Raw genomic sequence first — 12640 nt, 5'->3', positions numbered from 1 at the left:
TGATTGGGTTTTTTTATGTGGCCCGGCGAAACAGTTCAGTCAGATCGACGCGATCACCGATCGTCGGAGGTTTCGGTTTTTCAAGATATTGTTTATCCCGCTCGACAAGCTTGAATAATTTGTATGTCGTCCGCGCATCATCCAGCGCTTTATGATGCGTGCCCGTCCCTTTATCGCCATACTCTTCTGCCGCTTTCCAAAGGCCGGTCAATGTTCTGTCGCCGAAGAAGTTTTTGTATTCAAGGGACAGATCCCGAAGTTCTCCTTTGAACGGAAAAGGGATGTGGTTAAACATGCAATTTTGCTTTAACACTTTCATATCCATATTGCCCCAGGTGACGATCGTGCAGTTTTTATCAGGATCAAGCTCATTTAATTTGCGGATGAATTCATTAAACGTGATTCCGCCGTCCACGTCTTTTTGGGTGATGTTCAGAAAGGTTTTGCATCGTTTCGTCAGCTTCGGAAATTTTTTCGGTTTGATATAACTCGAAAACGTTTCAGTCACTTCATCATTCACCGTCTTGACAATTCCCGCTTCAATAATTTCGGGAAAGAAATTTTGCGGGCTGTATTTTCCGTCAGGCATCGTAAATTCAAAATCAATAATGAGCAGACTGCGCTGATCCACTTTTTTTACACCTGCCTTTCCTCCGATCAAAAATGATATTTTATGATAGTATATCAGTTTCCCCTCTGAAACTTTCTTCATTTTCTAAAAATAATGAATTTTCCTATATCCGCATCGAAAATACAAATACCGGATTCATTCCTATATACTAATGATTAGATACACGAAAAGTAAAGAAGGTGATGTTATTTCTGTCCGTAAGAAGAACTTCGTCGTCATTTGGATTACAAATTTCTTTATTTCCGCCAGCATGACCATGATTGTTCCGTTTCTTTCGTTATATATCGAAACGATCAGCCCCCATTCGGGCGGGTATGTGCAGAGATGGAGCGGGTATGTGTTCGGCGTCACGTTTTTAATGGCGTTTGTGATTTCCCCGTTTTGGGGCAGATTCGGCGATAAGCGCGGATACAAAAAAATTCTCTTGATTACAGGAACCGGCATTGCCGTCAGCATTTTATTGATGGGGTTTGTGACATCCGTTTATCAGCTGTTTGTCCTCCGGCTGCTTATGGGTCTAGTAACAGGCTTTGTTCCGACATCGCTTGCCATGATTTCGGCGCAGACGCCGAAAGAGACTGCCGGGAAGACGCTCGGCACGCTGCAGATGGGTCAGGTGTCAGGCACTTTATTCGGACCGATGCTGGGCGGGCTGCTCGCTGACAGCTTCGGGTTTACGTACACATTTTTTATTACGTCTTTTGTCATTTTCGCATCCGTGCTTCTCGTTTTATTTCAGGTCAATGAGCAGCCGCTCGGCGAGAAACAAAACAAGCGGAAAACCTATTCCAGAAAACAGGTGCTCTCCTATATTTTTCACCAGCCCGCGCTTTGGGCGATGATGGTGCTTACTATGATCGTGCAGACCGGCAATTTCAGCATCCAGCCGCTGCTCGCTTTATATGTCAATGAGCTGCACGGACCTGTTAATTTAGCCTTTTTCTCCGGAATGGCGTTTTCAGCTACCGGACTCGGAAGCTTACTGCTTGCCCGGAAATGGGGGGACTTCGGCGACCGCTTCGGCCACAGCCGGATCTTAATCGTGCTTTTGATTGCCTCAGCGGTGTTTTTCATTCCGCAGGCGCTCGCCTCCTCCCTCTCCATTCTGTTAGTCTTCAGATTTCTGTTCGGCATGGTCATGGGCGGCACGCTCCCCTGCATTACGGCCGCAATCCGCGTCAGGGCGCCGGGCAGCATCCAGGGAGAGGTGCTCGGCTATAACGTCAGCTTTCGTTTTCTCGGAAATGTGCTCGGCCCTCTGCTCGGAGGTGCGGTCTCAAGCGGTTTTTCCATTTCGGCTGCTTTCTACGTCACCGCCTTTCTCTTTTTAATAGGCGCGGGGCTCTTATGGATGGCGGGACATCTGCAAAAGGATACAGCGTCAAATGCGGGCTGACCGGCAGCGATCACGATTTCTTCTAAATTTAACCTTCTCGTATTCTTAAAAGAATGATACGATATGGCTAGAAATCAGGAGAAAAGAGAGTGACCATGGTACGTAAAATAATCGGATGGATTTTGCTGCTCGGCATTATCCCGTTGTGTGCATTTACAGTTATTGCTTCCGGCAAAGAGGTAAAACAAATCAAGCCTTTTGATCAGGTGCTCGATAAACATATTGATTTAAAAGCGATCAACCTGGTTCAAAACAGTTACATGTATGACAGGGACGGAAGCCTTGTTTCTGAGATTGTCAGCGATCATGAGAACCGCGTGATCGTGCCCTTTAATAAAATACCGAATGAGGTAAAACAACTGTTTTTAACCTCTGAAGACCGTCATTTTTATGAGCATAAAGGGTTTGACTTTATGGGGATGGTCAGGGCGGCCGCCTCCAATTTCAAAGATCATAAAATTGATCAGGGCGCCAGCACCATCACCCAGCAGCTGGCAAGGAATGTGTATTTAAGCCATGAACGCACCTTCAGCCGAAAACTGACGGAGCTGGCCTATTCCTATCAGCTTGAGAAAAAATACAGCAAAGATGAGATTTTAGAAGGCTACTTAAATACGATTTATTTTAATAACGGCGTATACGGTGTCGGTTCGGCGGCACAATTTTATTTCAGCAAGCCGCTGAAATCTCTCACTTTGGGAGAAATGGCCTTTATCTGCGCCATCCCTAATAACCCTACATTATATGATCCTCTCAAGCATTTTGATTATACGAAAAAACGACAAGTCAGATTGCTTAACGGATTAAAAAAAGCAGGCGTTATATCCGGGAAACAGCTGAAAAAAGCCGAAAAGGAAAAGATCAAGCTTGATATAAACGAAAAAACAAATAAATATCCTGACTATGTTTCCTATGTAAATGATGAATTCACACAGCTTGTTTCATCATCCGAAGGCTATGACAAACGTCTTGAAAAAGCTTCCGGAAAGGCGAAACAAAAAATACAGAGTGAGCTTTCAGACAGAGTCAGCACATTGTTAAAAGACGGCGTGAAGATTTATACGGCGCTGAATCCGTATATGCAAAACCAGGTCGTCGCCCAAGTGAATCAAAATCTGCCGTATGCAGGCGTCCAGGGCGGAGCGGCCGTGATTAATCATCAGACACATCAGATTATCGCGCTTTCAGGCGGGAAAGATTATCATAAATATGATTTCAACCGTGCCTATCAGGCATACAGACAGCCCGGTTCATCCATTAAGCCGCTGCTTGATTACGGACCTTACATTGAAAAGACCGGCGCAACGCCACACAGCAAGATTGACGCAAGCAAATTCTGCAGTGCGGATTACTGCCCGCAAAACTACAATAACCGCACGTACGGTACGGTCACGCTGGAAACGGCGTTTAAATACTCGTACAACACACCGGCCATCAGAATCATGGACCGCGTCGGCGTCAATAAGGCGTTCAGCTACCTTGAACCGTTTCATTTCGCGAAGCTGGTCAGCGCGGATTACCGTCTGCCTGCGGCGCTTGGCGGTTTTACAAACGGCATGACTCCGCTTGAAATGACCAATGCGTACACCACGTTCGGCAACAACGGCGTTTATACGCCGAGTCACGCGATTACAAAAGTGACTGATTTAAAAGGAAAAACGATATTAAAATGGAAAGATGAGCCGACGCAGGTATTCAGCGTGCGGACCAACATGCAGATCAAAGAAATGATGAAAGCCGTCGTCAAAAGCGGAACAGGAAAAAAAGCGAACTTTAAAGCTCCGTACGTCGGCGGAAAATCAGGAACGTCAAATGACTATCACGATATGTGGTTTGTCGGCCTGACGGACGCTTATACGATGGGGGTATGGGTCGGCAAGGATACACCGTCAAGCGTCGAATACCTTCATGACGCAAGCCCTCAGCTTTCGATCTGGAAAAACACGCTGCAGGCAGCTTATTAAAGATAACGGAGGGGATCCGCTTTGAAACCAGCTCAGCTTCCGGACCGCGTGCTTTTGTTTGACGGCGTCTGCAACTTATGCAACGGCGCCGTTCAATTCATCATTAAACGCGATCCGGCCGGCAAAATCTCATTTGCTTCATTGCAATCAGATACCGCCCGGGAGCTTTTGGCATCAGAAGGACTTCCGACAGAACAATTTGACAGCATGATTTTTATCGAAAACGGGCGGATATACAAAAAATCCGCAGCCGTGTTAAAGGTTTCCCGTCATCTCCGCGGAGCCTGGCGGCTGTCAGCGGTTTTTTTCGCAGTGCCCCGCCCTCTCAGGGACAGGGCCTATTCTTTCATCGCCCGGCGCCGTTACAAATGGTTCGGAAAAAGGGAAGCATGCATGCTCCCCTCCCCTGAGATCAAAAACAGATTTCTGTCTTAACAAAAATGGCTAGCTTACACAGGTAAGCTAGCCATTATGCTATTATAAAGCTTGATAAAGATGTACAAAATACCGATAACAAAAGTAAACCAAAACAGAATCTCAAGCAATATAAAACCGATCAGCGAAACGATCGAGAGTGTCGAATAGATTCTGTACACCATGAAAATCAAATAAACGAGCGTAACAACGGCAAATAACGCCGCAATCCAAAAACCATTCTGCACGAGCGCAAAGGAAAGAATTCCTCCGCCTACATAAATTAAAGAGCCTAATCTGATTTTTTTCAGATTGTCCCCTTCAGGGTCATTTGTGAAAAACAAAAGAGACAGCTCTGTCACTGTGTTTGCAATCAGCTTCAAAGCCGAAAAAAGCATAAAATACACAAGGGCGAACGCTGCAAAAAGCGCCAGTCTGATCCCTTTCTCAGAGAAATAATCCAGCATCCCCTGATACATGCCGAGCGTCTGAAGTATCTTCATGACATAAAGCGAGGTAGAAATGGATAATGACGAACTAAAAAGCAGAATCGCAACGAGCGGAAAATAACCCGTCCAATAAGTATTTTTCATATAAAAAGTCCCTTTCTGTAATCTACCTCACTTATTATGGAGGACTTAAAACACATTGACAAGATAAAAAATACCATTTTTCCTCACTTTTACGAAATAAGGGCCTGATCTTCACAAACCGGCTTTTTCGGAGTAAAGTAGAACGCGGGAATGATAAACGTAAGGAAGGCTGTTATGAAAAAAACATTAAAATTGCAAACCCGATTAACGATATTCGTCTGTATTGTCGTCCTTATCGCACTTTGTATCACCTTTTTCACGATCAGCGTCCAAACAGCAGACCGCGTGAAAGAAGAAGAACGGACGACCGCGCTGCGCACCGCAAAGCTGGTCGCGGAAACACCGAGTGTCGCGCGGGCATTGCAAACAAGAAAAGGGCTGAAAGAGCTCCGGGATTATACATTAGACGTCCAGCATACGACAGGAACCGAATTTGTCGTGGTGATGGATATGAACAGCATCCGCCTCACCCACCCCGACGCAAATAAAATCGGGAAGAAATTCACCGGCGGAGATGAACAGCCGGCGATGCACGGGCATATCAAAACGAGCACATCAGCGGGAACTCTCGGAAAATCCATGAGAGCCTTCGTACCGATCTATGGAAAAGATAAAAAACAAGTGGGCGTCGTTTCGGTCGGAATTTCGCTTAACAAAATACAGGATGTCGTCAGCCACAGTTTGAGACCGCTTTATTTCATCATCTGCGTAAGTATTTTTGTCGGCGTCATCGGAGCCGTCATTGTCGCCCGCACCGTCAAAAACATTATGTACGGTCTTGAGCCTTATGAAATCGCCACCCTCCTGGAAGAGCGGAGCGCCATGCTCGAATCAACGAAGGAAGGCATTCTGGCGGTTGACGCGCGGGGAAAAATCAAGCTCGCCAATGCGGAAGCGAAACGGCTTTTTATTAAAATGGGTATTCCGACTAATCCGGTCGATCAAGATGTGAACGATATTCTCCCGAAAAGCCGGCTGAAACAAGTGATTGAAACGAAAAAACCGCTTCAGGACAGGGATATCCGCATTAACGGGCTTGAGCTGGTCTTTAATGAGGTTCCGATTCATCTGAAAGGACAAACCGTCGGAGCGATCGCCACTTTCAGGGACAAAACGGAGGTCAAACATTTAGCAGAACAGCTGTCCGGTGTTAAAATGTATGCAAACGCATTAAGAGCCCAGTCTCATGAATTCATGAATAAGCTTCATGTTATTTTAGGGCTTGTCCAGTTAAAAGAATACGATGATCTCGGCACTTACATTAAAGACATTGCCATTCAGCAGAAGACGGAAACAAGCGAGATTATAAGTGATGTCAAAAGTCCGGTTCTCGCAGGGTTTCTTCTAGGAAAACAAAGCTACATACGCGAACAGGGCGCTGATCTGGACATTCAGCTCGGCAGCCTGATCCCGAATGCGGCGGATCCGGCCGTCATCCATGAGCTCATTACGATTATCGGAAACCTGTTAAACAACGCGCTCGACGCGGTGGCGCAGATGCCGAAAAAAAACATTACGTGCTCGATGCGGTTTCAGGATCGCCAGCTTGATATAGAGATTACGGACACGGGAGCCGGAATGTCTGCGGCAGACCAAGCCCGTATTTTTGAACAAGGTTATTCCACGAAAGGGACAAACCGGGGGTTCGGCCTCTATTTCACCCAGCAGGCAACAGAAAATTTAAAAGGCCATATGATTGTGACAAGTGAAAAGAATGAAGGAACGACTTTCAGTCTTCGCATTCCGTATGAACCGAAGGAGGAAAATGATGATTAATGTACTCATAGTTGAAGACGACCCCATGGTGGGTGAATTAAATAAACGCTATCTCAGCCAGATTGAAGGATTTCAGCTGAAAGGGATCGCATCATCCTTTCAAAGCGCGCTGCACGTGCTGAGCGAGCATCATATCGATCTCATCCTTCTTGACATTTACATGCCGGGAAAAAACGGGCTTGAGCTTTTAACGGAAATCCGCAAACAAAATGAATCGGTTGATGTCATCGTCATTTCGGCCGCAAGCGAGCTGGACGTCATCAAAAAAACGCTTCGGTACGGCGCCGTCGATTATTTAATCAAACCATTTGAATTTGACCGCTTTCAAACCGCTCTTTCCGACTACAGACGCAAGCAGAAAGTTTATCAATCACACAGAAGCATGACACAGAAAGAATTGGATGCCGAGCTTTTTCAAAAGAAAGAAGCGGCGGAAAAGGTTCACCTTCCGAAGGGATTGACAAAAAGCACGCTTAAACTCATCTGGGCGAGCATTGAATCTTTCGGTGACGGCTCTTTTACCACGGAAGATCTCGCCAAGCATACTGAAATCTCGCAAGTCTCCATCCGGAAATACCTTAAATTTCTGGAAGACATACAAGTGCTGAATGTAGAGATGGCGTACGGCACGATCGGCAGACCCGTCTTCCAATATCATATCAACACCGGCAATGTCAGCAGCATCAAACAATATTTATAATGTCAAAAAGCGCCGTTCCGCTGTGAACGGTGCTTTTTTACTGTCATATCCCGTGACAAAAGGATTGAGATTCCTTTTTTGTATGCTATATAAGGATAATGACCCGGCTGATCCTCCTCTGTTTTATCCAGATGAGGAAGCCGATTCATAAAATTTATATTTTTTAAAAAATAAGCAAATTTCTATTTATTTATGGCGGGTAAAATGATAAATTATGATTGGTTAGCAGATCTTTTCAGATAAGTCATAAGTCCCGAACCCGGAAGAGACAGCCGCTCAAGGCGGGAAAAAGAGAGACGTCTCATCATTATTATCAGAAAGTTTTTTCGATTCTGCATCCGGTACGGGGACTCAAGTCTGAATTGAACGGCACAGCCATATTTTACAGGGGGGTTATATCTTTGAAAAAACGCAAAATCGGAATGGCGATGGCGCTCATCGCGGCGGCCGGAACCATATTAAGCGCATGCGGTTCAAGTGACAAAGCAAACGGCTCCGGCAGCAAAAACTTTACCGTCGGCATGGTAACAGATATCGGCGGTGTCGATGACAAATCATTTAACCAGTCCGCCTGGGAAGGTATTCAGGCATTCGGAAAAGACAACGGGCTTACAAAAGGCAAAAGCGGTTTTGACTATCTTCAATCAAAATCAGATGCAGATTATACAACGAACTTAAATAAATTAGCGCGGGAACACTTTGACCTGATTTACGGCGTCGGGTATCTGATGCAGGATTCCATCAGCGAAATCGCCGATCAGCGCAAAGACACCAATTTTGCGATCATTGACGCCGTTGTCAAAAAAGACAACGTGGCGAGCCTTACATTTAAAGAGCAGGAAGGTTCATTCCTCGTGGGAGCGGCTGCTGCGCTATCGAGCAAAACGGGAAAAGTCGGATTCGTGGGCGGAATGGAGTCTGAATTGATCAAAAAATTCGAAATCGGCTTCCGCGCGGGTGTACAAGCCGCAAATCCGAAAGCGACCGTCGAAGTGAAATATGCGGGCGGATTTGACAAAGCCGATGTCGGTAAGGCGACGGCTGAAAGCATGTACAAATCAGGCGTTGACGTCATTTATCACGCGGCCGGCGCAACGGGAACGGGCGTCTTCACAGAAGCGAAAAATCTGAAAAAAGAAGATCCGAAGCGGAACGTATGGGTTATCGGTGTTGATAAAGACCAGTACGCGGAAGGCCAAGTCAAAGGCACAAAAGACAATGTCACTCTGACATCAATGGTCAAAAAAGTGGATACAGCCGTAGAGGACTTAACGAAAAAAGCAAGTGACGGGAAATTCCCGGGCGGCAAAACATTAACATACGGTTTGGCGCAAGATGCAGTCGGCATCTCGGATCACAAGGAGAACCTTTCTGACGATGTCATCAAAGCAACAGACGATTGGAAGAAGAAAATCGCGGACGGACTCGAGATCCCTTCAACTGAAAAAGAATTGAAATCCTTCAAGGCTGAGTAAGAACCAGGGGATAAGGAGACTTCCGTGCTTATCCCCTCTCTTTTATGAAAAGAGCGGTGAAGGAAAAGCTGCATCTCTTGCAGCTTTTCTTTTGCCAAGCTCTTTCTCATCAAAGTATCTCTGAAAAGGAGCGTCAAATCGGTGGATTATATCATTGAAATGCTTAATATACGCAAGGAGTTTCCCGGAATCGTCGCCAATGATGACGTCACGCTTCAAGTGAAAAAAGGCGAAATACACGCCCTTCTCGGTGAAAACGGCGCCGGAAAATCGACACTCATGAACGTTTTATTCGGCCTGTATCAGCCGGAAAAAGGCGAGATCCGGGTGCGGGGCGAACGCGTTCACATCAACAGCCCGAACAAAGCCAACGATCTCGGCATCGGGATGGTGCACCAGCATTTTATGCTTGTGGATACCTTTACCGTCTCAGAAAATATCATTCTCGGAAAAGAGCCGAAAACTTTCGGCCGAATTGACAGACAGCGCGCCGCCCGGGACGTGCGCGATATTTCCGACCGTTACGGCCTGCACATTGATCCTGAAGCCAAAGTTGCCGATATTTCCGTCGGTATGCAGCAGCGGGCGGAAATATTAAAGACCCTCTACCGGGGCGCCGACATTCTCATTTTTGACGAGCCGACCGCGGTGCTGACCCCGCACGAAATTCAAGAACTGATTCAGATTATGAAAAATCTTGTCAATGAAGGAAAATCAATCATCCTCATCACCCACAAATTAAAAGAGATTATGGAAGTCTGCGACCGTGTCACCATCATCCGGAAAGGAAAAGGCATTACAACACTCGATGTCGCACATACGGATCAAGATGAACTGGCAAGCCTTATGGTCGGACGCGAAGTGTCATTCAAGACGGATAAACAAGCGGCCGATCCGAAACAAGAAGTGCTTTCACTTTCTGATGTAACGGTTAAGGACGCGCGCGGCGTTGAGGCGGTCAAACAGCTCTCCCTCTCAGTCAGAGCCGGTGAAATCGTCGGCATTGCGGGCGTTGACGGAAACGGCCAGTCTGAATTAATTGAAGCCATTACAGGTCTCAGAAAAACGAATGCCGGCACGATCACGTTAAACGGCAAACAGCTGCAAAACATGCCGCCCAGGAAAGTCACTGAAGCCGGCATCGGGCATATTCCGCAGGACAGGCATAAACACGGGCTCGTCCTTGATTTTCCGATCGGAGAAAATATCGTGCTGCAAAGTTATTACCAAAAGCCCTACTCTTCTTTCGGCATATTAAATAAACACACGATTTATGACAAAGCGCGAAGCCTGATTGAAGAATACGACGTCAGAACACCTGATGAATATACGCCTGCGCGCGCTCTCTCCGGGGGGAATCAGCAAAAGGCCATTATCGGCCGGGAAGTGGACAGAAATCCGGATCTTTTAATTGCGGCCCAGCCGACGCGGGGACTCGATGTCGGCGCGATTGAATTCGTCCATAAAAAGATCATTGAGCAGCGTGACGCCGGTAAAGCGGTGCTTCTGTTATCTTTTGAACTTGATGAAATAATGAATCTCAGCGATCGCATCGCCGTCATCTTTGAAGGCAGCATCATCGCAAACGTCAATCCGCTTGAAACAAACGAGCAGGAGCTCGGACTTTTAATGGCGGGAAGTAAGCAAATGGAGGCGGGGAAAACACATGATTAATCGACTTTCTCATCTGGCTGTGCCGCTGATTGCGATCATCCTTGGGTTAGCTGCGGGTGCGGTCATCATGCTCGCCAGCGGCTACAATGTCGTAAGCGGGTATTCGGCTCTTTGGAGCGGCATTTTCGGAGAAGTGTATTACATCGGGGAATCGATCCGCCAGATTACGCCATATATTTTGTCCGGATTGGCCGTGGCATTCGCATTTCGGACCGGCCTGTTTAATATCGGGGTTGAAGGACAGCTCCTTGTCGGCTGGACCGCTGCGGTGTGGGTCGGCGCTTCCTTTGACGCCCCCGCTTACATCCACCTTCCGCTTTCGTTATTGGCGGCTGCGGCTGCGGGCGGCATTTGGGGCCTGATTCCCGGATTTTTAAAAGCCCGTTTTTTTGTCCACGAAGTGATTGTCACGATCATGATGAATTATATCGCTCTTCATTTAACCAATTATCTCATTTCCGATGTCATGACGGACCACCGGGACAAAACAGACAAAATTCATGAAAGCGCGTCGCTCCGCTCGCCGTTTTTAGAGCAGCTGACAGATTACTCCCGCCTTCACTGGGGCATTCTGATCGCTCTGTTTGCGGCAGTCCTCATGTGGTTTATCATTCATAAAACAAAAAGCGGATTTGAATTCCGGGCTGTCGGCTTTAACCAGCACGCCGCACAATACGCCGGAATGAGCGTCAGAAAAAATATGATGTACGCCATGATGATTTCCGGCGCCTTCGCGGGGCTTGCCGGCGCGATGGAAGGACTCGGAACCTTTCAATACGCGGCGGTTAAGGGCGCCTTTACCGGCGTCGGCTTCGACGGCATTGCGGTTGCGCTTCTCGGCGGCAGCACGGCAATCGGCGTTGTTCTGGCGGCATGTCTTCTCGGCGGCCTTAAAGTCGGGGCATTAAATATGCCGATTGAATCCGGGGTGCCTTCTGAAGTCGTTGACATCGTCATTGCCATTATTATTTTGTTTGTGGCATCAAGCTACGCCATCCGTCTCATCCTTGATAAATTGAAGAAAAAGGGGGCGAAGTAAGTGGACTTCCTGCAGATTTTATCCATTATTGTCCCGGCAACACTCGTATATGCGGCTCCGCTTATTTTAACCGCTCTCGGCGGCGTGTTTTCTGAAAGATCGGGAGTTGTCAACATCGGTCTTGAAGGACTGATGATTATCGGCGCCTTTACAAGCGTCATGTTCAACTTATTTTTCGGACGCGAGCTTGGCGCCGCCGCTCCGTGGCTCGCCTTGGCTGCGGCTATGATTGCCGGCGGACTGTTCTCACTGATCCACGCGGCCGCCGCGGTTTCTTTCCGCGCCGATCAGACGGTAACCGGTGTGGCGATCAATATGCTCGCGTTAGGAGCGACACTGTTTATCGTCAAGCTGATCTACGGAAAGGCGCAGACTGATAAAATCCCGGAGCCCTTTTACAAAACGAACATTCCCGGGTTAAGCGATATTCCGGTTTTAGGAAAGATTTTCTTTTCCGACGTATATTATACGTCGATTTTAGCCATCGTACTGGCCTTTGTTTCCTGGTTTATTTTATTCAAAACGCCGTTCGGCCTCCGCATCCGTTCTGTCGGGGAACATCCGATGGCGGCCGATACGATGGGAATCAACGTGTTCGGCATGCGCTATATCGGCGTCATGATCAGCGGGCTGTTCGGCGGGCTCGGCGGCGGTGTATATGCTTCCACGATCGCGCTTGATTTCACGCACTCCACCATTTCCGGGCAAGGCTTTATCGCTCTTGCCGCGCTGGTTTTCGGCAAATGGCATCCGATCGGCGCGCTCGGGGCTGCGCTGTTCTTCGGATTTGCGCAGAGTTTGAGCATTATCGGCTCGCTTTTGCCCCTGTTCAAAGACATTCCGAATGTATACATGCTGATGGCTCCTTACATTCTGACCATTCTCGCGCTTGCCGGCTTCATCGGCCGCGCGGATGCGCCTAAAGCCAACGGCATCCCTTACATTAAAGGAAAACGCTGATTGCCACAAAAAAAAGAG

11 protein-coding genes are annotated in these 12640 nt (G+C 47.5%); 9 read left to right on the top strand and 2 right to left on the bottom strand.

Features of this window, described 5'->3' with window-relative positions:
• Positions 1-13: 13 nt before the first annotated feature.
• Positions 14-631 carry a 3'-5' exonuclease KapD gene (kapD, locus tag BR62_RS0104500; RefSeq protein ID WP_003152084.1) on the bottom strand — a complete coding sequence of 206 codons (618 nt, stop codon included), beginning with the start codon at positions 629-631 and terminating at the stop codon, positions 14-16.
• Positions 632-782: 151 nt separating this feature from the next.
• Here kapD and BR62_RS0104495 point away from each other — a divergent pair, with 151 nt between their 5' ends.
• From BR62_RS0104495 to BR62_RS0104485, 3 genes are all read left to right on the top strand, one after another.
• Positions 783-2027: a multidrug efflux MFS transporter gene (locus tag BR62_RS0104495; protein WP_007408659.1), complete on the top strand. Its 1245-nt coding sequence runs from the start codon at positions 783-785 to the stop codon at positions 2025-2027.
• An 89-nt stretch (positions 2028-2116) separates the two neighbouring features.
• Entirely contained in the window at positions 2117-3991 is a 1875-nt protein-coding gene (locus BR62_RS0104490; protein ID WP_012118304.1) for a transglycosylase domain-containing protein, read from the top strand.
• 21 nt (positions 3992-4012) lie between these two features.
• Positions 4013-4426 (top strand): thiol-disulfide oxidoreductase DCC family protein, encoded by a 414-nt coding sequence (locus BR62_RS0104485; protein WP_007408661.1) that lies wholly within the window; start codon positions 4013-4015, stop codon positions 4424-4426.
• A 14-nt stretch (positions 4427-4440) separates the two neighbouring features.
• Here the strand turns inward: BR62_RS0104485 and BR62_RS0104480 are convergent, their stop codons facing one another.
• Positions 4441-4998 carry a YufK family protein gene (locus tag BR62_RS0104480; protein WP_007408662.1) on the bottom strand — a complete coding sequence of 186 codons (558 nt, stop codon included), beginning with the start codon at positions 4996-4998 and terminating at the stop codon, positions 4441-4443.
• 174 nt (positions 4999-5172) lie between these two features.
• On the opposite strand from BR62_RS0104480, the gene malK reads away from it, so the two are divergent.
• The 6 genes from malK (at position 5173) to nupQ (ending at position 12622) form a co-directional block, all read left to right on the top strand.
• The gene (gene malK, locus BR62_RS0104475) at positions 5173-6774 is read left to right on the top strand and encodes a malate sensor histidine kinase MalK (protein WP_012118305.1); all 1602 of its coding nucleotides are present in this window, start codon (positions 5173-5175) and stop codon (positions 6772-6774) included.
• The gene (locus BR62_RS0104470; RefSeq protein WP_003152077.1) at positions 6767-7474 is read left to right on the top strand and encodes a response regulator; all 708 of its coding nucleotides are present in this window, start codon (positions 6767-6769) and stop codon (positions 7472-7474) included. The genes malK and BR62_RS0104470 overlap by 8 nt, the downstream gene beginning before the upstream one ends.
• Positions 7475-7875: 401 nt before the next feature.
• Positions 7876-8949 (top strand): BMP family lipoprotein, encoded by a 1074-nt coding sequence (locus tag BR62_RS0104465; RefSeq protein WP_007408665.1) that lies wholly within the window; start codon positions 7876-7878, stop codon positions 8947-8949.
• Between the two features lie 141 nt (positions 8950-9090).
• Positions 9091-10623 (top strand): ABC transporter ATP-binding protein, encoded by a 1533-nt coding sequence (locus tag BR62_RS0104460; protein ID WP_032869810.1) that lies wholly within the window; start codon positions 9091-9093, stop codon positions 10621-10623.
• A complete protein-coding gene (locus BR62_RS0104455) occupies positions 10616-11662 on the top strand; it encodes an ABC transporter permease (RefSeq protein WP_012118308.1) in 1047 nt (348 codons plus the stop codon). The genes BR62_RS0104460 and BR62_RS0104455 overlap by 8 nt, the downstream gene beginning before the upstream one ends.
• On the top strand, positions 11663-12622 hold the full coding sequence (gene nupQ, locus BR62_RS0104450) for a guanosine ABC transporter permease NupQ (RefSeq protein WP_003152071.1): 960 nt from the start codon (positions 11663-11665) through the stop codon (positions 12620-12622). It begins immediately after the preceding gene.
• Positions 12623-12640 lie beyond the last annotated feature (18 nt).

The organism is Bacillus sp. UNC69MF (assembly GCF_000746035.1).
GTDB classification, from domain to species: Bacteria; Bacillota; Bacilli; order Bacillales; family Bacillaceae; genus Bacillus; species Bacillus velezensis.
The sequence above is the reverse complement of the archived record's forward strand: the minus strand, read 5'-3'. Positions and strand labels throughout refer to the sequence as shown.

Excerpts from the sequence above, each read along its gene's own strand:
- BR62_RS0104495 (WP_007408659.1), top strand. The coding sequence starts at position 783 with ATGATTAGATACACGAAAAGTAAAGAAGGTGATGTTATTTCTGTCCGT.
- BR62_RS0104480 (WP_007408662.1), bottom strand. The coding sequence starts at position 4,998 with ATGAAAAATACTTATTGGACGGGTTATTTTCCGCTCGTTGCGATTCTG.
- malK (WP_012118305.1), top strand. The coding sequence starts at position 5,173 with ATGAAAAAAACATTAAAATTGCAAACCCGATTAACGATATTCGTCTGT.
- BR62_RS0104470 (WP_003152077.1), top strand. The coding sequence starts at position 6,767 with ATGATTAATGTACTCATAGTTGAAGACGACCCCATGGTGGGTGAATTA.
- BR62_RS0104455 (WP_012118308.1), top strand. The coding sequence starts at position 10,616 with ATGATTAATCGACTTTCTCATCTGGCTGTGCCGCTGATTGCGATCATC.